This window comes from Colwellia sp. SU-HH01217 (genome assembly GCF_057543495.1).
Window position 1 is genome coordinate 83,140 of record NZ_BAAJLX010000003.1, and the last position, 19,369, is coordinate 102,508.

The window sequence follows — 19,369 nt, forward strand, 5'->3', positions numbered from 1 at the left end:
TTTGTATGTTTTGATCTACAGCGGACATGGATGAACAACCACTCTACGCTAGGAGTTTCCAGATAGCTGACGTTCCCCTTAGTTGAATACAGGTCTCGTTTGATAATAACTTTTTACCAATAAGCAGCTAAGTTCGAGTGTGAACTAAGCCACCAAAGCGGTCATACTATTTATATACATGATATAAAAATACTTATGCTATGCTATGCTAAAACAGTAATTCTAAATAAAATGTTGTTTAAACGTTTTTTCATATAAATAAACATGGGAACTATAATGTTTGGTAAGTCTAAATTGAAGATTTCAGAGCTTGAAGAGCAGGTATTGAAATTAACGTCACTAATAACAGCTATTGAAAGTTCTGTTGCGAAGATAGAATTTACACCCAAAGGTGAAATTATTGATGTTAATGATATTTTTTTAGAGTTAGTTGGCTATTCTAGATGTGAAGTAATCGGTAAGCATCATCAGATTTTTTGTTCTGATGAGTTAATACGAACAACTGAATATCGCGAATTTTGGCTGTCTTTGTCATCTGGAAAAGGACAAACAGGGCAGTTTTTAAGGTATAACAAGGAGGGAGATAAGCTTTGGCTTAGTGCTTCGTATTTCCCTGTGCTCCAGAATGGTGAAGTAGTTAAGGTGGTAAAGATTGCCTCAGATATTACAGCTGAAAAAATTGAAGTTGAAGACAAATTGTCCATAGTTGATGCCTTAAATCGGTCGCAAGCGGTTATTGAGTTTGATTGCTATGGAAATATCGTGACGGCTAATGATAATTTTCTTACAGCGCTTGAATATCAGTTACCTGAAATTAAGGGCAAGCACCATCGAATTTTCTGCGATCAACGTTTTTATGATGAAAACCCAAATTTTTGGCAAAACCTTGCTGCTGGTAATTTTGTTTCAGGGCGCTTTGAACGTAAAGCTAAATCGGGTGCATCAATATGGATAGAAGCGACCTATAACCCCATTTTTGATTCAGAGGGTAATGTTCATAGGATTATCAAATTTGCGAGTGATGTATCTAAGCAAGTAGAAAGAGAACAACTAGTAATGCATGTAACAGAAATTGCACAATCAACAGCGGTAGAAACCGAGCAAGTTGCGTCAGAAGGTGTGCGAGAACTTGAGCAAACGGTTGCAACGTCAAATCAGATTTCTCAGCATGTAGATAAAGCAATGAAGGTGATTGGTACACTAAATGAGCAGTCTAAGAATATCGCTAATATTGTATCTACTATTAGCTCTATCGCTGAACAGACTAACTTACTCGCACTAAATGCAGCAATAGAGGCAGCAAGGGCTGGAGAGCAAGGTAGGGGCTTTGCTGTAGTGGCAGATGAAGTGAGGACGCTTGCAGCACGCACAAGTGCTTCGACAGAAGAAATAGGAATGGTTGTTACTAATAACCAAAAATTAACAGAAGAAGCATCAAACACTATGGTAGAGGTAGCTAATGTGACGAGTGCGGGGCTAAATCAAGTGGAAACTATTGCTGGAATCATGTCTGAAATAAAAGTGGGAGCAGAGAGTGTGACTAAAACAGTATCAGAGCTAAATACTGATCTACTGTAAAAAATAGCTTACATAAAACTCTTTGAACTATGGTTTATTTAAGTGTACCCATAAGGCGCTATCAATTTATCATAAGCAATTACCTAATGACACTACTTAAATAAACCTATATGATGTGACACCATCTAAATAAACCTACTTAGGTATAAATGTTCATAAGAGCATATTTAAGAGCATCGACAACCGAACAAGATGCCAATAGAGCAAAAAGCTCATTGAAAAAGTTCGCTTCTGGCTTCAGCAAACGAATAGCTTCTTTTTATATAGAAAATAAATCTGGGAGTTCTCTTGATAGACCTGAACTCATTCGTTTACTAGATGAATCTGAGTCTGGTAACGTTCTGTTAGTCGAATCTATTGATCGCTTAACAAGGTTAAGTCCTGAAGATTGGAAAACGTTGGTAGCATCAATAAATGAAAAAGGAATAAATATTGTTAGTTTAGATCTACCAACAAGTCATTTAACATTTGGGAGTTTTCCAAGTGATGATTTTATGAGGTCAATACTTAGCGCTATTAATAACATGTTGCTAGAAATTTTAGCGGCCAGTGCGTATAAAGAATACCGCGAGCGAGAACGTAAACAAAAAGAAGGTATCGTGAAAGCACAACAAAAAGGACTTTATCACGGTCGTCAACCAGATTTAGAAGTACATGAACGAATAGCTTCATTTACAGAAGTTGGTTTTAGCATTAACAAAACGGCAGAAGCTGTTGGCGTAAGTCGAAGCACGGTAATTAGAGTTAGAAAAAAGCTTAAAAACTCAGGCTAAGGTTAATTTCGAGGGGATGGGCACAAAACCCCTACAAGTGATCATTAAGTTTGCTGACTGAATCCTAGTTAATACGACTGAAATTTCGAAATATAAAAATATCAATCATTCTACAAGTTAGATCCGTAAAGCTCTCTTGATGGAAAAATCTCATGAATTAGGACCAGTCACACAATTACAGCATGGAAAGCTGGAAATGAAAGGGCTGAAATTAGTGTCAGAATATTACAACTTAATTCGAAAGAGCGTCTCCCTCTTATTTTTAACAAAATCGAAAGAATTGAGGAAGTTAACAATCTTGTTGAACGATATGAAAGTCAACAAAATTCAGTATTAAAAAAGCTACTGGAAAAACAACTTATTGAGTTAGCAAATAAAGCTAGTGAATACTCTGGAATGGTACTAGAAATGCTTACTAAAAAAGGGATTGCGGTTTAGTTTAGTTTATTAGCTGTCAAAGTTTATAATTTTTTTCATATCAGTTAGTGTTCTGAGATGAAATTACAACGGCAGCTTTGAGCTTTCAGCAGTCATAGAGATTGTTCTTGTTCTATAACTTTATTTTACTTTTTTGATCATGAAATTAGCATCAAAGTCGATTTGGGGAACGTCCGCTTTCCTAATGATCTTCAATTCTGCTGTCGAATGTCTAAGGTCAACTAACGGGTGCTCAGTTTACCTCGACAAACACTCTCAATATCAAAAATTTTATTCCGCTTTGAGCACACATAAGTCATAAAAACGAATTAGTGAAATTTCCGCATTCGTATCATTGAAGAAGGCGTCCATGCCTTCAGTTTGATTTAAATATCAGTGGTTTCCGAAAGCTCAAGCGCATCATCTACTTCAACACCAAGATAACGAACCGTGCTCTCTAGTTTTGTATGCCCCAGTAGTATTTGAACCGCTCTCAAATTTTTTGTTTTCTTGTAGATTAAAGAAGCTTTGGTTCGTCTCATGGAATGAGTACCATACAGAGTGAAATCTAAACCTATACTTGAAATCCATTTTTTAACGATCCTTGCGTATTGTCGAGTAGTTAGATGAAAGCCTTTTTTTACTCTACTGCCAAACAAATAATCACCAGAACTAAGCGATTTTTGTGCTATCCATTCTTGCAGTGATTTTCTAGTTTTCTCGGTTAATTCAAATTGAACTGAACTACCTGTTTTCTGCTGAATAAGCATAGCTCTGGACTGTATAGTAGAGCCATGAGCAACATCCAAAACTTTTAGTTTAATAAAATCACAGGCACGTAACTTACAGTCTAATGCCAAATTAAACATCGTTAATTCTCGCAGATTATTTGCCAGCTCTAACCTTATTCTAATTGACCATATTTCTTCGAGTTTTAGGGGAAGTTTTTGACCAACTAGTTTGCCTTTATTCCAGCAGGGTTTTCGTGAAGTTGACTTGCTGTTATACATAATAGTTCTCCTTTCTTGAAGGGACTATAAGTATGGCTGGAAACAAAAAAATTATTGATAGCAAACATTATGCGTATGTAAGTGAGGAATGCTTCAACTAGCCATAAGCTGACCTTAGTTTTTGGGATACCAACGGCAACTCAGAGCGATAACCGGACATTTTTTTTCCTTATGTTTATGACAAGAAATCCGACATTAGATTCATTAGCCCTAAGAATCTAAAGGGTGTATTTGAAAAATAGTCCCCATACCTAAGAATATTTTTATCATACGCGTTTGTGCTCGCTTCTGTCTATCGGCTCAGTGCTGAATAGAATAAAGGCTCATTATTCGCAAAAGGCGACCACGACTCCAACAAAATGAAAGATGAGCAAGGTTTATTTTGCCTATTCTATAGCAAGCTCGTTTAACTTTGTCTATTCTATAGCAAGCTCGTTTAACTTTAACTGGTCTAAGTAATCGTTTTGATTCAGCATTCAGAAGGGACAATGATATGACAAAACCCAGAATTGCTATCATTGTTACGGCCTTTTTGTTTTGGGTACTATTTGAGCTTGTGATGAATGGCCTTGGAGCCTTCATGCCTCGCACTCCTAATTGGCTGCATGGATCGAGCGTTGCTGGCATTGTGAGCATTGCAATGGTTGGAATAACTTATCTATTTCTTAAATATGATAGGTTGACCTTTTCAGATTTGGGTATGACCTTTAAAGCTGGTTCATCCATTCGGTTTATCGTTAGTCTTGCTGCCGGAATGACCTTTTTTGGCTGTATCTATCTTCTGTATCTGTGTCTTACACCTTTGGAAGTTGTACGTGTTGACGATGTGGATATTATGTCAATTACCCTTCTCGCTTTCTTATCGTTTTTGTTACTTGCGGTGATGGAAGAAATTGCATTTAGGGGATATTTCCTCAAGAAATTAGAGACTGCCATTGGAATAAGAGCAGCCATCTATGTATCTTCGCTAGCTTTTGGGCTTTATCATGGGTTAGCCTTTGATAGCATCACAGGACCGGCAGTTTGGGGGCTTTTGTATGGAGTCCTTGCATATTGGTCAAAAGGTCTCGCCGTACCTATCGGTTTTCACGCAGGAGTCAATTTGATACAGGCTTACGCTGGCGAAAAAACGCGATATGCAGACGGCCTTTGGGCGTTCGAATTAAATGAAAATGTTACCCCTTTCACCGTTAATGAAATTTCATTGTATCTTCAAGTATCTTTATTTGTTTTAGGTGTAATGCTTGTCGAAATTTATCTTGCTAAACCGCGCTATTTAGGTCGATAGCATCAAGTATTATTGGTTAGATATTCGTAAACAAGATGCACATAAACTAAACAATTTAAAAATAAATAATTAGGGTTGAATGACTATATTTGGTTAAATGAAGTCATAAGGTATTCATTGATACTAATGACCGTTTTGTCGGATCACTTGTCGTTACGTTAGCCAAGGCTAATGTCCACTATCATATCTTTGTTGCCATAAGGCTGATAATTAAAAACTTCTTCAGCTAGCCATTAGCTGACGTTAGCTTTTGTAAAATCATAAACATATCAGGAACAGTTTTAACTAAAAATCACTACATGTTTGAGGGGCTGGTGTAAGCTCTTTGCTGACCTGATAAACTGTAAGAATAGTTCGAATACAAAATTGAAAAGTGACAGGTTATGTATCAACTACTGCACATTAAATTTACTGCTTAAATTGCTTTTCACGATGATACGCCAAATAATCCTGATGCTGTTTAGCAAGCAACACATTCATATCAGTTTTAATACCAAGCGCTTGATATTCCTCTAGGTGATCGGATATCAATATACGACCCCGATCATCGAAACTGATATAACCCAAATCAAACGCTTTATCGATATTGGCCAGGAGCAATAATCCATTGAATGGATCTAAGCGCTCTTCATTGTCTGATTTAGACCATGGTTTAATATGTGATGCGATTAAAAACGAGTAGTGTTGAAATTTAGTAACCGCACAGCCCTGCCAATGGTTAATCAAATCTTCTCTAAATCGACCTTGCCCTACACGAGTATTTACCATGACGGCTTTTTGCGTATCAGGAATGGTCTTATCTAGGATGATTTCATCAATATCATGTTGTACTTCGGCTTGTGTGATGTCTGATAAAAAGGCTCTATAGCTTTTAATGGCTGCGCTATACATGCCATTGCCACGTTTATCCTTTTCAACAAACTCTCGTACTTCATAGGTTTTACTGACGATATTCTCGTATTCTACAAACGAGCCAACGCTAAGTAAGCTTTGTTTAGTTACACCGGCATCGTTTAACCAATTAGGGGTTGAGTTTTTAAGCGCACCAACATAGTTTTTAATGGTTTTATCTGATTTACCAATAGATTTAGCCCAGCGTCCATATTGGTCTTCAAGTGTATCGAGGTTTGCTGTTAGCGCATTTCTAAGTATTGGCGCAGTGCTTGGGCTTTTGAGGTATTCAAATAATGCATCATCAAGGTGTGCGAAGTTAACAAGCTTGCGCATATTGGCATCTGTTGCTGATTTGATTGAATCAAACGCAGGTTTATTCTCATGTGATACATCTAAGTGCCAAAGCCCAGAGGACTTTAAATGATAAAACGGTAAGAACGGGCTATCTGCATCATTGCCCTGTTTTAATCTTAAAAAGTGTCAGCTAAAGCGCTTCTTCAGTGTTTCATCATAGTAAATACGGTTATCTTGAATATGACCTTGTTCGATTAAGTCCATAACAGCAAACATCATACAAACCTTATGAGGCTTGGCTCTGCCAGATGATTTATCAGGTCTAATACTCTGAAGTTTGTCGTTATAGAATGCCAGTGTCATTAGTTAAAACCTTGAATCGTTTTCACAAGGTATACCATCATTATCTCCATCCATTTTTGTATTAGGACAATGTTTGGTAAAAAACTCTGCTTCTGCACGAGATGTCATTTGGCTACAATGCTGTCGTCCATCACAGGTAAAGTGCTGTGTTGGAGTAATCTTTGTTGGTATTGGCGTTGGTGTAAATTGTGTTTGGGGTGTTTGGTTGCTTTTACCTAAATCAAGGTGCTGAAACGTGAATGCTGCGATTGCGACAATGACGGCAGCATAGATAAATTTATTGCCTGAGCGAGGTTTATAACTTTTGGAAACCTTAAAGGATGAATTCGCTTTTACGCCTTCGATACGAGCATCGGTCGCTCTAGACTTCCCTTTATGCTGCTCAACATCAAAATGAATGAAGTCGCCTTGCTTAGGCTTTCTGCTCATATGCTTGATCGCAGAGATATGAATGAAGGTGTCTTGCTTTAATTCAGAACACTTTATAAAGCCAAATCCTTTGGCATTATCCCATTTCGTTAACTGACCTCGGTACATCACAATCCTTGTTTCATCTTTAATGATGAAATAGTACCAAGGAACAATAGTAAAATCTAAGACTTACGTGTAAAAACTACAGTTTCCCAACAAACATCAGGACGATTAAGTTGGTCTGTGTCGTTATCTGTGTGTAGCACGGTTAAATTTAACGCTTTTGCTCCTTCGATTAAACGTGTGCTATTTACATCAAATGCCTTTCTTCCATCATTGAACTCACCGTGTCTTAAGGTAATAACGAGTATGCCTTCATCATTTAATAATGTACTTAATCGCTTTAAACTTTGGCGCTGTTGTTCTTTGGATAAGTGCATCCAAACAGCACTTATTAGAATTACATCGTAGGTATTTTCATTTAAAGAAGGTAACTCGGGCAAAGTATCACTTTTCCAGCTGACTTTATCGCCAGTTAGAGCTATCCCTTTATCCATAAGGGGTTGTGCTGGCTCGATTGCGGTAACGCATAACCCTATATCGTGCAGAGCTAATGCATCTCGCCCACTTCCAGCCCCGATATCTAACGCTGTTTTGTATTTTGATAAGTTTATAGAACTGAGCCAAGATTGATGAACGACATCAAATGAAAGTGACTGGTATTGGTCAAATAATGCTGTTGCATTATCACTATAAAACGAGATGTTATTGTTAAGCTCTTCCACTGGCTGTTCTCGTTTGCTTAATAAAGATTACTGCTTCTATTTGTTAGTCATCTTAAGGATAAATTCTATTGCTGTAAATGCAGCACGGAAACTGTTTGGTGTTATAGGTGTTATAGGTTTTAATATTCGAACTTGGTAGTATCATTGATATAAACCTTACGCTTTTATGCAATTACCTTATGAAAATTTTATTCCTATGCACTGCTAACATCCAGCGCTCTAGAACTACTGAGGACCACTTTCGTGAAAATTACCCAGAGCACAGCTATAAATCAGCTGGGCTTAGTGAAAAGTATTGCAAGCAGCACGGAACAACAGTTTGTACTACAGAACTTTTAGATTGGGCTGATAAGGTGTTCGCAATGGAGACTATGCATTTACAAAGGATTGAAGAGTATGCCGGCAAATATTATCTAGACAAAGTTGAGAATTTAACTATCGAAGATGTTTATCAATACATGCAACCTGACTTGGTTAAAACACTTGATACACATGAAAAGCTTCAGTTTTTAAAATAACTGGTGGAAACGAACACTGGTTTTACATCGCACTCTTCATGCTATCAATTCGTTTATAAACCTCATACAAAATACCGAAATTTCCACTGCATATTAAAGACAATGGGCTTCTACCATTAAAATATGGATTATTATTTACCATGCTCATAAAGCCATATACGTTTTTAGGGTTTGAGAACAGCGCTCGAAGCGAGCTATGAATGTTAGCAAGATAACTAATGCGTTCAAGTTGGTCGTTAGTCAGCTCAACATTAACAGGGTCAGTGTAAAACAGAGTAAAAGTGTCTTTTGAAACACCTAAAATAGCTTGTTTTTGTGACTCAGAGCAACCCCACTTTTTAAGAATATTCAGACCCAGGTTAAAAGCAGCGCTATGATTGATACTTGGTGAATATTTGTTTGCAGTATTTGTAATCATTTATGAGATATCTCCCATAGCCAATCTATCCAATAGCTCAAATACTTTATCCTTTCCTTCGTCAGTTGAAATCAGCTCAATTGCCGCTTTTCCCAGAAAAAACTGTCTTTTAACGTTTAGCCATTGATAAACTAACTCATCTGTTTTGACGGTATCTAATACGCGTTCATAAATATCATCGGGCACATCAGTGTTATGACTTTTCAATAAATTAACCTGCTTGCCTATACCAAACTCTACGTTATCGCCTTGAGAAACGGACAGCTTTTCAATCACTTGTGATGGCAACTCTAGGAGCAACTTTCCTTTAATCTCTTTGACTTGGCTTGTCAGTTTGTTATTCATGAGGAACCCTATGATTAATTGGAGTTAACTAATCATAGGTCAAACCACGTGAACTGTAAATATATACAGCACTAAAAACCTAAGAGGCACTAGATAGTTTTGCTAGATATAGCCTAGAGCGAGGAGAAAGGTTTAGTTGAGCTTTAGGCTCTTTTATTTTAGTTATTAAGTCATTAGCGATAACCGTATCCATCTCAAAGACAAATCGTGTAGCTTCAATTTCCTTTTTTGGCGTTGAAGACCAGCCTTTTCGGTTCCAATCATCTAGGACTCTGTCTTTAGGGACAATTAGGTGTAAATGTTTTATTGCTCTTGTTATTGCTACATAAAATAACCGCCTTTCCTCTTTAAGTTCATCATGAGCTTTCGCTTGCAAAGACGCTAATTCTTTTGGTACTGATGGTTCATTGCTTATCCCTGGATAAGCGTTATCTTCTAAGCCGATGATAATAACGTTATCCCACTCCAAGCCTTTAGAGCCGTGCATAGTAGTTAAATGGTATTTCACATTATCTTCTTGATATTCTTTTGGTGTAATCAGGATAGTTAATAAATCAGTAATCGTAATTTGGAAGGTATTCAAAAGTTGCTGCATAAAGCTAATACCGCGTAGTTGATCGTTTGATTCTCTACGCAGAATTGATGATTCACTAATATTTGAAAATAGGTCCTTCTCATTGATGAATTTGTACACCTCTGAGGCATCATCTTCAGCTTTAAATGAATTCTGTATATCTTTAAGTGAATTAAATATCTTGTGGTTAAGTCTATGTTTTAAATCGACAGAATCTTTAATGACTTTATAAAATTGCGTTTGATCCTTTGTAATGGCCTCAGTTAACTCATTGAGCATACCTTTTGGCAACCTGAATCCAAGCTGTTTGAGAAAATTCTTTATTAATGGCTTAAAACTTTTAATTGGGGTTACTCGATGAAAGTCACCATCTATGGCTAAACACATTAATAACGCAAGTAGTGTAATTTCAGGTCGGGAAACAAGTTTTTGTTTAGATGTCTTTACGCTATAAGGCAAGTTTAGTAGTTGAAGAACAATTTCGGGCTCTATAAGATCTGCATTAGACCTTGCAATAATTGCAGTAGAGTCGGTTGTAGAGTTTTTTTCACAATACTGTAGGATTTTTAGGAGATTCCCGCCTTGGTGAATTGAAACTTCAGTATCAGCATTGTTAGGATGGCTTATGCAAAAACTATCATCTGAATAGTTATTATCAACCTTGTTTTTACTAATAACAGAGTTAGCGACATACGCTAATTGGTGGCCATATCTAAAGGTATATGACAGGTTGTAAACTGTGCTTTGTTTAAAGTCTCTTTCAAATATTCCTTCAATAAAGTCGGGGCGACTGCCTCGCCACTCATATATGCACTGGTTAACATCTCCGACAACCATTACGCTTGTACTTTGCTGAGTTATTCCTTTTATTAATTCATTCTGTATGTAATTAACATCTTGATATTCATCAACAATTACTTGACTAAAAATTGGAGTTGGGAATTGATTAGAACGAAGTAATTGAACCGCCTCAATCAATGAATCATCAAAGGTTCTAAGGTTATATTGCTCCAATAACTCACAATACTTTCGGTATGAGCGTTTATTGTTTGTATCCACATCTTTGTAATTAGGATCATTTTCTAAATCATTAGGCGTCAATTCTTCTAAGCGCCAGTTTGAAATGTTTAACTCTAACTTCTCGATATCATTGTTATCAACGTAACTACCTTCGATTTGGTTTCCGAATAAGTAGCACTCTCTTAATAAACCTTGGTATTTATAATCTTCGGGCGTGATAAGCGTTTTTCGTCTTATTAAATTTATTTTTTGCGCTTCGTTAATTAACTTAAGAGCATAGCTGTTGAATGTTTTTACTTCTGGATAGTAGGCTAAGTTATGTTTGCTAATTGCAATGTTAAGCTTTTCTTGAAAACTTATTTGTGCTGCCTTGTTATACATTAGGATAAGTATGCTTTGAGGGGGAATGCCTTTCGTCAGCAAGTTAGTAACACGCATTATCAATGTAGTTGTTTTACCACTACCAGGTACGGCTTTAACTAGTGCATGACCATGGATATGTTCTGCTATCTTTCTTTGTTCTTTTGTTAATTTCTTACTCATACTTCTACTACTTTATAATGCTTACAGACCTTAGCTTCTGTATAAGGCACGCTACTGTGTTTTATTGTGCAACTAACTTGTCCATCGTCCCAAGCTGAAGCATTAGTACATTTTAAACAATTTGAATAGATGTTTCCTGGATCCATTTCTTTTACTAAATTGATTATGCTTTCCGTCTTAATACGCTTATCTAGAGTAACCGGCCAACAATTGTTAAGCGAAAGCTCGTCTTCTGATAGATGGTTAAACGATTTTTCGATTTTGTTTAAACGACCACTGGCACTTAGAGTCCAAGTTTCAAACTTGTGAGAGGTTAAACTACAGTTTTGATGACACTCTTGAACTGATTTTTCTTTTGCGCTGAAGTTATATAAGGAGATGTTAATATCGTTGATAGAAAAGTCAGACTCTTGAATATACTTAATATCATTTTCATCATTCACTGATATTTCAATGATTGGAATACCAGAAGCAATCTTTTCTTCCGTGCATTCATGCGTAACAAAAATTTCGATATAACATTTGCTGTCATTATCAGTATTAACCAACATGACATCTGGGGTGAAGCCTGTGCTCTTATCGTATAGCTCTAGATTCGCTTCATTAAATAAACTTCGAAGGTTGAACTTGGCTTCTACCAAGTTAGTACAACTAATACTGTCATCCTGTAAAAACGACTTCTTTTTACTCTGGCAAGTTATAGCTCTTTTCAGAATAAGGGCTATAGGCTCTTTTAAATCATTAAATCTATTATAAAAAGCAGTTTTGGCTGCATTGTGAAGGTAGCTTTCGTAACTACAAGTCGCATTATTATGACGAAAATGATGAACGTTAACTTTACCTTTGACCGCGACCATTTCTTCACGACAACCAGGACAAGTATATGAGTTATGCTTTATAACATTTGATATGTGGGTCAACACACCTGAGCAATCATTCGCATAGGCGTACTGGGCAGAAGAAACTACCATTTACTACTCTTCCATGAACACTGTATTTCTATATAAGTTAATCTTTTCATTAAATATGGATTTTATCAACGGTAATAGCCACTAAAACCTCTAATTCTAATTTAATAGTCCATATTTTATAAATCACCAGACTCATTATTTTGATTTATAAATTACAAGGGTTTAAATCATCTTAATTGTTTTGAGCAAACGGGTGCGTTTTCTGATGCTCTTCTTTTAGTCCACTAATGGTTACTTAAGTAAACAAAGCCTTAGTTCGTCGATATAACATTAGCTCTGATTCGGTGATAACTTTAGCGGGGCTGTTTCGCCAATCATAATAACCATCTAGATGGATTATTGGTCAAGGCCAATACCTTACTCATTTTCTTATCACTTTGTCTTTGAATAGTAACTTTTAAGTCTAACCTTCAATATTCCGTACTGAACTTATATGTGGTAGTATAAAGTAGGAATATATACTTACGAGGTGTCTATTATGGCTATGGTAAAGAAAAGTATCACTGTAACTGATCAACAAGAGTTGTGGTTGCAATCGCAACTTGCTACAGGAAACTATGCAAGCGATAGTGAGTTGTTACGTGATTTGATTAGAAAAGAACAAGCACGCTCTAATGAAATTGATATTATTAAAAAAGAGCTTATTAAGGCCGAACAAAGTGGCTTTAGCTCTCGTTCAGCAGAAGATATTGTTAATGCAGTAATTGCACGAAAGCAAGCTAATGGCGAACTATAAATTAAGTAGTGCTGCGGATAAGGATTTCGAACAGCTTTTCGAATATGGTATTGATAACTTTGGTTTATCAAAAGCCAAATCATATGTTGATGGTTTAATTATTAAATTTCAGTCCATTGCTGAAAATCCACTTCATTATCAAGCTGTGGACTATATACGTTCAGGGTATCGGCGCAGTGTTTATGGCAAACATACCGTTTACTACATGATTTCAAACGACTGTGTCGATATTATGCGAATATTAAGATCTGAAAACTTAGCAACAGCTTTTGAGTAATCAATTTGTCTAGCTCACAGAAAAAAAGATTATCGCAAATAGATAGTAGACTTCGACAACTTGTTGAAGAGAAAGAGCTACTGATAAATGAGCGAAATAAGATCTTGGCTGAGGAAGAAATTGAGCTTGCTAAACACTTCAACCAACATGTCTCACCAGAAGCGAAAATCGATTTATTCATTTCATATTTTAAAGGTAGAATTGATGTCTATCCATTTAGGTGGGAGTCTAAAAATGGCAGAAGCGGTTATTCACCGGCCTGTTGGAATGAATGGAAACCTAAGATCTGTAATAAGCCGCGCGTAAGTTGCACTGAATGTTCGAATCAAAATTTTAAGCAATATGATCAACAGTCAATATTTGACCACCTTAAAGGGAATCAAACAATTGGTATCTATCCACTTCTAGAAGATAATACAACTCACATACTGGCAGCAGATTTTGATAAAGAAGATTGGATTGAATCAGTCCATGCTTTCGCTGAAGCTTGCGAGTTTTATAAAGTACACCATATCGTTGAAAGGTCTAGAAGTGGTAATGGCGGCCATGTATGGATTTTCTTTGCTCAACCTGTTGAAGCATCAAAAGCAAGAAAGCTAGGTAACGTCTTATTAACTAAAGCAATGGAAATGTATCCTGCTTTGTCGTTCACCTGTTTTGATCGTTTATTTCCAAATCAAGATGTGATGCCAGAAGGAGGTTTTGGTAATTTGATTGCTTTACCGTTGCAACTAATACCAAGAAAGCAAGGAAATAGTATTTTCATTGATAGCTCAGGAACAGCGTATAAAGATCAATGGGCAAAGCTTGCTTCAATAAAGAAAATCGATAGCAAACAATTAGATGACTTACTTGATAAAGTGTCATTGTTTGATGACAAAATAAGCGACGAATTAACAGACGCACCATGGAAGAAACTGCCTCACATAAATAGTGACTCCATTACTAATTGCCCTGAAGAAATAACACTAGTCATTGCTGATCAACTTTATATTCCAATTGACAAACTTCCCGGAAAATTAACATCAAGATTGAAGCATTTAGCTGTATTCTCTAACCCCGAATTTTTCAAACGACAAGCGTTAAGATTATCAACGATTGGCATACCTAGGTATATCTGTCCGGCTCACATTGAAGGGAAGTTCTTAATTCTTCCTCGTGGTTGCTTGCAAGATGTGGAATCTAAATTGTCAGAACAAAATATCTTAGTAACTCAAGATGATAAACGTTTTGTAGGTGACAAACTGATCAAAGTCAAATTTACAGGTAAGTTAAAGAGCCAGCAAAATAAAGCTGTTAATGCATTATTAGGTTCAACGGTCGGTATTCTTGAAGCGTCTACTGGGTTTGGAAAAACTGTAACCGCACTCGCGTTGATTGCTAAACGCAAAGTTAATACACTAATTTTGGTGCATAGTCGTCAGTTGGCAGATCAATGGCTAGAGCGTATCAAAGTATTTATAAAAGATGTTGAAGTTGGTTCGTTACTCGGTGGTAAAGAGAAACTAACTTATCAGATTGATGTTGCTACTTATCAAAGCATGGTTAGCCGTAATGGCATAGATATCAAGCCATATATTGAAAAATACGGTCAGATCATCATTGATGAATGCCACCATTTACCAGCATCAAATTATGAAAGCTTAATCAAATCTTGTCATGCTAAATTTATTCACGGGTTTACCGCAACACCAAAACGACAAGATGGCTTAGAAAAATTGATGATCTTTCAATTAGGTAATATTGTATATAAAGGCATTAAATCTAGCGTAATGTTAAACCAGCAAGTTATCGTTACTGAAACACCGACAAATTTTCCTGAAAAATGGCTTGAACCTGAATCTAAACCTCATATTTCTCAGGTTTATAAACACTTAGTACAATGCCAAGAACGAAATCAACATATAGTAAATGATATAATTGCTGCTGTTACAGATAAACGCGCAGTGATGGTTTTGACTGAAAGAAAAGAACATATTGAATTGTTATCAGAAATGCTTACGAATGCTGGTTTGTCAGTTGTAGAACTACATGGCTCCATATCCTCTAAACAGCGTAAAGAACGCATAGCACAACTTGAAGATAACAAAGATCTAGCGAATGATAAGCAAGTTATTCTAGCAACGGGTAAATATGTTGGTGAAGGCTTTGATATGCCTTATTTAGATACTTTGTTTATTACTTTACCTATTGCTTGGAAAGGAATACTTGCTCAATATGCTGGGCGTATAGGTCGAGAGTGGAGCAATAAACACTCTGTTCAAGTTTATGATTATTTAGATAATTTCCCTACACTTAAACGCATGTTTTCAAAAAGAGAAAAAGGTTATAAAGCGCTGGGCTATGAAGTTACTTTTTGATAGCTAGAATACTTGAGTAAATCGGTTGATTATGTTTTCAAAAAAATATTTGCTGTTTAGAAGCACCTTGAAAAAATAAGCTAACCCTCTGTATTTGATGTGTTTTAAAGGTAAGAGGTACTTATACACTGGAGCATTCGTATTGAGAGAAATAGATTAAGTATCACATACTCTTCTGACTAATGTTGAGGCAAAGATATGTTAACGAATATCTGCTTTGTAGAGCTAGTACAATTACATACCGAAAACTACTACAATTTCGTCTTCAATGTAGATCTCCCCCTTTAGAGCCGTTAGTAGATTAAACCTCCCTTCGACAACCCCCAACTAATTTCCCCTTTCAAACTTAGCTATTTAACCTAGACATTATTAGCATTTGTATATATTGTATTTATATACCTGCGATTTCTCGCAGCCCTTGCTATGTGTAGTATTTCTTAGTTTGGCATTGAAGTTCTAGTCGTTAACTTGCAAACGCTATGAAGATCTAACTGTTAGTTTGGAAATAGTAGAAAAGGATCTTTGCAAAATCTTCGTAAGTCCTTGAAACTAAAAAGCACAAGATCTACTTCTTAACTTGGATTAACACTCGTAGAATATAAACTTAGTTTATTAAGTAAATCAGCATTTAATACTAATCAAATTTTATCTTTTGTTTATATCATTACCTAGATGGATTTAAGTCAGAGCATAACCCTGTATGCAAAAGCCCATTAGACTTATACCAAAATGGTGCGGTATTAGTGTGATCGTTCCCTTCATGCAGACTTCCACTTTTTCTATAAAATTCATAAATTGAGAGATTAGCGATACCTTTTCTAGTTTCAGACAGATACTTAAATTCATATACATAAGAAATCTCATAGGCCTTTTTTCCATCCTGAGGAGTTAAGAAAACTAGCGTATTTAACACCTTATCTTTCATAGAGCTTGCAATAATACTATTATCAGATTGTATGGGGAGCAAATCGCCCTCGCCATTAACATCTATGGTATAATCGACTTTATTGAAAACGATAGTCTTACCTTTGAATTCATCGGATGGATACTTGTTAATCTCTGCATTTTCTCCAGGCACATAGGTTTCCTTAATTTTACATTCATAAATATCAGAAGAAACTGCTTTTGATGATAAAAAAACAAGTGATATAAAAAATAATTTAGTTAACTTCATAGTACGCCGTAAATGTTCTAGCAAAAGTGAAAAGTAAATAATGCACATATCATGTTATTGATGTGTCACTGTCCAACGGTTAATGATTTTAGCCATTTCGCCATTTTCTTTTAATTTGGTGATAGCGTTATTAATGCGGTTCAATATTTCAGGATTACATGATTTACGACTTAACATGATATGAATATTTGCTTGATAGATTTTTAAGGGATGAACTTCAAACGCTTCTTGGAGTGAATACTTTTGTGCAAAAGCTTTCATTGTTACTGGATCTACTAAAAAGCCATCGATATGACCTTTTAGCAATAATGAAACATTTTGCTCTAAATCTATTACATCGTTTATATGGGTATAAAACTCTTTTGTTGTGATTAGTTGTTGATATTCTTTACCGTAAAAATAACCACCTTCAACGCCAATTAAATAATCCGAATGCGAAAGCTCACTTAAATTCTTAAGCTTAATTTTATCTGATGTGCCTTTTCTAACAAAAAGGTTCACGGTTTCAAGTCGGTAAGGAATAGAAAAATAGGCGGTTTCTTCTCTTTCAGCTGTATGCGAAGCGCCCATAGCAATGTCCATTTCGCCTGTTTTTATGTATTGTAAATGCCGTTTCCATGGGAGTTCAGTGAAAGTAACATCTATATTAGCTTCTTCAACAATTGCATTAAAAACATCAAAATCTAACCCTACAAGTACCTGATTTTTATTATGATATTGATATGGATACCATAGTTCCCAGCCTACAGAATAAGTATAAGAATCCATTTTTTTAGGGATATTATAAGCTGAACTGTTAAACGCCAATAAAAGCGTTAATAATAAACATTTTTTCATATATCACTTATGGATCAGTTAAATTGTTCAGCTAATTAATTAGAGTAGGTATTGTACTTTTATTTATTAATAGGTTTGATTTTAAGCACTAAAGCAGGATCTATGCGAGTGCTAAACCAATTAATTCGCCAATCGAGATGAGGTCCAGTAGCCCTACCACTTTTACCAACAGCAGCAACAACTTGACCTTGTTTTACATTATCTCCTACCTTGACATAAGCATCACTTAAATGCAAAAAAGTAGAGCTGATACCTTTACCATGGTCAATTATCATAGTGCCACCAGAATAAAACATATCAGGCACATAAAGCGTTATTTTACCTGCCGCTGGAGCTTTCACTGGATCACCCACATCTCCCGCATAATCTAAACCAAAATGCGGCCTTTTTTTCACCCCATTGTAAATTCGACGACTACCATAAACTCCAGTGATAACGCCTTCAATTGGGGCAATAAACCCTTTAGAAAAATCGGTTAATTCGCTGGATATTTTTCTAGCGGCTCTTATTTGGCTGTTGTCTTTTTGTGAACGAGCGACTGCTTCTGGATTTGGTTTCATGATCGCTTTAGCGATACCCGTAATGCTTTGCTCTTGATATACACGTTTTTCAGGGGTAAATTTACGTTGTTCTTTTGAACCATCAGGCTCAGTAATCACTAAAGTGTATTGTTTTTCATCATCTCGACCAAAACCAAAAACGTAGTCACCATTTGAAGATAAGGCTAATTTTTTATCGTTTAGATATACGGCGTTATCTGCACTGGTTTTGCCGACCACCAAACCACCCTGCTTTATTTCACCCGACAATAAGATTTCAGCGCTGAGTGTTGGTGCTAAAAGTAATGAAGTCAGTATTAATGCATGCTTAGTGAGCGTTTTTGCATGTAAATAGTTAGGCATGTGCAATTGCTCCTTTACCTACGCCTTCAAAAGCGACAACTTTAAATGTGCTTTGAGGCTGTTGAATTTTCAGTTGTCTTGCTATCCAATCAGCCAGTAATTCTACAGTTGAATCGCAGTCAACGACTTCTAAAATATTGGCGGGAACTGCTATATCAAAGCGTCCTTGAGGAGCAAGATAAGAAAAAAAATGGTGATCGGGTTTCAAATTATCCATTGCTAAAGCAGAAAGTTGTATTTGATCCTGCTCAATTCGATCGCACTCACTAGCAATATATATATCTTGCCATCGTTTACACCATTGTTGCTCTAGACTTGATGAGCGTTTTTCGTTTTCAAATATTTGAATAGTAGAACGGTGACCATGGGCAATACGCTGACAATTACCATCATGTAATTTCAAACCATGAGTATAATGATAGTAATCGCTGTTTATATTCTCAGGCCTAAGCTTTATCGTTAGTCCTTGCACATTACTTGGTAATTGTTGGAGAATAATTGTAGTTAAATGCTTGGTCACTGATGGTATATCAATTATTACACTATCCACTTTTGCAAATGCACATGCTGGAGATTGTAAATGATAGCTACCCACGTTTGAGGTGAAGTCGACAAACTCGTGACCAAGATTAACAGAAGAATCTGATACGGTTAACGCCGACTCTAAGCTCGGCAATAATAACTTATGATCAACCGCTTCATCTATAATCGACTTAATTTGCTTTTTAACAACACCAAAATCTAACACCATCGACATTTCATTTAAATTACCTTCAAGTAGCACATCTACAATCCAGCTTTCTCCGACTATGCCTCTATTTTTGCATAGATAAGAAAAGTCGATCACGGTTAAATCGTTAACAAACATTTGCATCACTTAA

Annotated in this window: 20 protein-coding genes; 7 read left to right on the forward strand and 13 right to left on the reverse strand. The window is 36.1% G+C overall.

Features of this window, described 5'->3' with window-relative positions; genetic code table 11:
• Nucleotides 1–276: 276 nt before the first annotated feature.
• Nucleotides 277–1,578, forward strand: a complete 1,302-nt coding sequence (locus AC27G3_RS05300; protein WP_487119506.1) for a methyl-accepting chemotaxis protein — start codon at nt 277–279, stop codon at nt 1,576–1,578.
• Between the two features lie 149 nt (nt 1,579–1,727).
• Entirely contained in the window at nt 1,728–2,351 is a 624-nt protein-coding gene (locus tag AC27G3_RS05305; protein WP_487119508.1) for a recombinase family protein, read from the forward strand.
• 803 nt (nt 2,352–3,154) lie between these two features.
• On the opposite strand, the gene AC27G3_RS05310 is transcribed toward AC27G3_RS05305, so the two are convergent.
• Nucleotides 3,155–3,778, reverse strand: a complete 624-nt coding sequence (locus AC27G3_RS05310; RefSeq protein ID WP_487119509.1) for a tyrosine-type recombinase/integrase — start codon at nt 3,776–3,778, stop codon at nt 3,155–3,157.
• A 493-nt stretch (nt 3,779–4,271) separates the two neighbouring features.
• On the opposite strand from AC27G3_RS05310, the gene AC27G3_RS05315 reads away from it, so the two are divergent.
• On the forward strand, nt 4,272–5,066 hold the full coding sequence (locus tag AC27G3_RS05315) for a CPBP family intramembrane glutamic endopeptidase (protein WP_487119511.1): 795 nt from the start codon (nt 4,272–4,274) through the stop codon (nt 5,064–5,066).
• A gap of 408 nt (nt 5,067–5,474) precedes the next feature.
• On the opposite strand, the gene AC27G3_RS05320 is transcribed toward AC27G3_RS05315, so the two are convergent.
• The 4 genes from AC27G3_RS05320 to AC27G3_RS05335 all read right to left on the reverse strand — a co-directional run bounded on the left by AC27G3_RS05320 (nt 5,475) and on the right by AC27G3_RS05335 (nt 7,813).
• Nucleotides 5,475–6,293: an HNH endonuclease gene (locus AC27G3_RS05320; RefSeq protein WP_487119512.1), complete on the reverse strand. Its 819-nt coding sequence runs from the start codon at nt 6,291–6,293 to the stop codon at nt 5,475–5,477.
• Nucleotides 6,294–6,440: 147 nt separating this feature from the next.
• A complete protein-coding gene (locus AC27G3_RS05325) occupies nt 6,441–6,617 on the reverse strand; it encodes a hypothetical protein (RefSeq protein WP_487119513.1) in 177 nt (58 codons plus the stop codon).
• A gap of 3 nt (nt 6,618–6,620) precedes the next feature.
• Nucleotides 6,621–7,154, reverse strand: coding sequence for a cold shock domain-containing protein (locus AC27G3_RS05330; protein ID WP_487119515.1), 534 nt, complete (start codon nt 7,152–7,154; stop codon nt 6,621–6,623).
• 56 nt (nt 7,155–7,210) lie between these two features.
• Nucleotides 7,211–7,813: a class I SAM-dependent methyltransferase gene (locus tag AC27G3_RS05335; protein ID WP_487119516.1), complete on the reverse strand. Its 603-nt coding sequence runs from the start codon at nt 7,811–7,813 to the stop codon at nt 7,211–7,213.
• A gap of 362 nt (nt 7,814–8,175) precedes the next feature.
• Here AC27G3_RS05335 and AC27G3_RS05340 point away from each other — a divergent pair, with 362 nt between their 5' ends.
• Entirely contained in the window at nt 8,176–8,331 is a 156-nt protein-coding gene (locus AC27G3_RS05340; RefSeq protein ID WP_487119517.1) for a hypothetical protein, read from the forward strand.
• A gap of 22 nt (nt 8,332–8,353) precedes the next feature.
• On the opposite strand, the gene AC27G3_RS05345 is transcribed toward AC27G3_RS05340, so the two are convergent.
• From AC27G3_RS05345 to AC27G3_RS05360, 4 genes are all read right to left on the reverse strand, one after another.
• The gene (locus AC27G3_RS05345) at nt 8,354–8,749 is read right to left on the reverse strand and encodes a hypothetical protein (protein ID WP_487119518.1); all 396 of its coding nucleotides are present in this window, start codon (nt 8,747–8,749) and stop codon (nt 8,354–8,356) included.
• Nucleotides 8,750–9,094 carry a hypothetical protein gene (locus AC27G3_RS05350; protein WP_487119520.1) on the reverse strand — a complete coding sequence of 115 codons (345 nt, stop codon included), beginning with the start codon at nt 9,092–9,094 and terminating at the stop codon, nt 8,750–8,752.
• A 79-nt stretch (nt 9,095–9,173) separates the two neighbouring features.
• Nucleotides 9,174–11,231, reverse strand: a complete 2,058-nt coding sequence (locus AC27G3_RS05355; protein WP_487119521.1) for an ATP-dependent helicase — start codon at nt 11,229–11,231, stop codon at nt 9,174–9,176.
• On the reverse strand, nt 11,228–12,202 hold the full coding sequence (locus AC27G3_RS05360) for a competence protein CoiA family protein (RefSeq protein ID WP_487119522.1): 975 nt from the start codon (nt 12,200–12,202) through the stop codon (nt 11,228–11,230). The genes AC27G3_RS05355 and AC27G3_RS05360 overlap by 4 nt, the downstream gene beginning before the upstream one ends.
• Nucleotides 12,203–12,680: 478 nt before the next feature.
• Between AC27G3_RS05360 and AC27G3_RS05365 the strand changes: the two genes are divergently transcribed.
• The 3 genes from AC27G3_RS05365 to AC27G3_RS05375 are packed head-to-tail and all read left to right on the forward strand — an operon-like array spanning nt 12,681 to nt 15,575.
• Nucleotides 12,681–12,938 carry a ribbon-helix-helix domain-containing protein gene (locus tag AC27G3_RS05365; protein WP_487119524.1) on the forward strand — a complete coding sequence of 86 codons (258 nt, stop codon included), beginning with the start codon at nt 12,681–12,683 and terminating at the stop codon, nt 12,936–12,938.
• On the forward strand, nt 12,925–13,215 hold the full coding sequence (locus AC27G3_RS05370; protein WP_448893208.1) for a type II toxin-antitoxin system RelE/ParE family toxin: 291 nt from the start codon (nt 12,925–12,927) through the stop codon (nt 13,213–13,215). The genes AC27G3_RS05365 and AC27G3_RS05370 overlap by 14 nt, the downstream gene beginning before the upstream one ends.
• Before the next feature lie 5 nt (nt 13,216–13,220).
• Nucleotides 13,221–15,575: a TOTE conflict system archaeo-eukaryotic primase domain-containing protein gene (locus AC27G3_RS05375; protein ID WP_487119526.1), complete on the forward strand. Its 2,355-nt coding sequence runs from the start codon at nt 13,221–13,223 to the stop codon at nt 15,573–15,575.
• Between the two features lie 664 nt (nt 15,576–16,239).
• Here AC27G3_RS05375 and AC27G3_RS05380 read toward each other — a convergent pair.
• From AC27G3_RS05380 to AC27G3_RS05395, 4 genes are read right to left on the reverse strand one after another with little or no spacing between them, the layout of a single operon-like run.
• Nucleotides 16,240–16,749: a hypothetical protein gene (locus tag AC27G3_RS05380; protein ID WP_487119528.1), complete on the reverse strand. Its 510-nt coding sequence runs from the start codon at nt 16,747–16,749 to the stop codon at nt 16,240–16,242.
• Nucleotides 16,750–16,803: 54 nt separating this feature from the next.
• Complete coding sequence (locus tag AC27G3_RS05385; protein ID WP_487119529.1) at nt 16,804–17,586, reverse strand: substrate-binding periplasmic protein; 783 nt, start codon at nt 17,584–17,586, stop codon at nt 16,804–16,806.
• Between the two features lie 59 nt (nt 17,587–17,645).
• The gene (locus AC27G3_RS05390; RefSeq protein WP_487119531.1) at nt 17,646–18,488 is read right to left on the reverse strand and encodes a M23 family metallopeptidase; all 843 of its coding nucleotides are present in this window, start codon (nt 18,486–18,488) and stop codon (nt 17,646–17,648) included.
• Nucleotides 18,481–19,362: a 6-pyruvoyl trahydropterin synthase family protein gene (locus AC27G3_RS05395; RefSeq protein ID WP_487119962.1), complete on the reverse strand. Its 882-nt coding sequence runs from the start codon at nt 19,360–19,362 to the stop codon at nt 18,481–18,483. The genes AC27G3_RS05390 and AC27G3_RS05395 overlap by 8 nt, the downstream gene beginning before the upstream one ends.
• Nucleotides 19,363–19,369 lie beyond the last annotated feature (7 nt).

Excerpts from the sequence above, each read along its gene's own strand:
- AC27G3_RS05365 (WP_487119524.1), top strand. The coding sequence starts at position 12,681 with ATGGCTATGGTAAAGAAAAGTATCACTGTAACTGATCAACAAGAGTTG.
- AC27G3_RS05390 (WP_487119531.1), bottom strand. The coding sequence starts at position 18,488 with ATGCCTAACTATTTACATGCAAAAACGCTCACTAAGCATGCATTAATA.
- AC27G3_RS05370 (WP_448893208.1), top strand. The coding sequence starts at position 12,925 with ATGGCGAACTATAAATTAAGTAGTGCTGCGGATAAGGATTTCGAACAG.
- AC27G3_RS05330 (WP_487119515.1), bottom strand. The coding sequence starts at position 7,154 with ATGTACCGAGGTCAGTTAACGAAATGGGATAATGCCAAAGGATTTGGC.
- AC27G3_RS05385 (WP_487119529.1), bottom strand. The coding sequence starts at position 17,586 with ATGAAAAAATGTTTATTATTAACGCTTTTATTGGCGTTTAACAGTTCA.
- AC27G3_RS05320 (WP_487119512.1), bottom strand. The coding sequence starts at position 6,293 with ATGCGCAAGCTTGTTAACTTCGCACACCTTGATGATGCATTATTTGAA.
- AC27G3_RS05300 (WP_487119506.1), top strand. The coding sequence starts at position 277 with ATGTTTGGTAAGTCTAAATTGAAGATTTCAGAGCTTGAAGAGCAGGTA.
- AC27G3_RS05325 (WP_487119513.1), bottom strand. The coding sequence starts at position 6,617 with ATGACACTGGCATTCTATAACGACAAACTTCAGAGTATTAGACCTGAT.
- AC27G3_RS05360 (WP_487119522.1), bottom strand. The coding sequence starts at position 12,202 with ATGGTAGTTTCTTCTGCCCAGTACGCCTATGCGAATGATTGCTCAGGT.
- AC27G3_RS05305 (WP_487119508.1), top strand. The coding sequence starts at position 1,728 with ATGTTCATAAGAGCATATTTAAGAGCATCGACAACCGAACAAGATGCC.
- AC27G3_RS05355 (WP_487119521.1), bottom strand. The coding sequence starts at position 11,231 with ATGAGTAAGAAATTAACAAAAGAACAAAGAAAGATAGCAGAACATATC.
- AC27G3_RS05315 (WP_487119511.1), top strand. The coding sequence starts at position 4,272 with ATGACAAAACCCAGAATTGCTATCATTGTTACGGCCTTTTTGTTTTGG.
- AC27G3_RS05310 (WP_487119509.1), bottom strand. The coding sequence starts at position 3,778 with ATGTATAACAGCAAGTCAACTTCACGAAAACCCTGCTGGAATAAAGGC.
- AC27G3_RS05395 (WP_487119962.1), bottom strand. The coding sequence starts at position 19,362 with ATGCAAATGTTTGTTAACGATTTAACCGTGATCGACTTTTCTTATCTA.
- AC27G3_RS05350 (WP_487119520.1), bottom strand. The coding sequence starts at position 9,094 with ATGAATAACAAACTGACAAGCCAAGTCAAAGAGATTAAAGGAAAGTTG.
- AC27G3_RS05340 (WP_487119517.1), top strand. The coding sequence starts at position 8,176 with ATGGAGACTATGCATTTACAAAGGATTGAAGAGTATGCCGGCAAATAT.
- AC27G3_RS05345 (WP_487119518.1), bottom strand. The coding sequence starts at position 8,749 with ATGATTACAAATACTGCAAACAAATATTCACCAAGTATCAATCATAGC.
- AC27G3_RS05380 (WP_487119528.1), bottom strand. The coding sequence starts at position 16,749 with ATGAAGTTAACTAAATTATTTTTTATATCACTTGTTTTTTTATCATCA.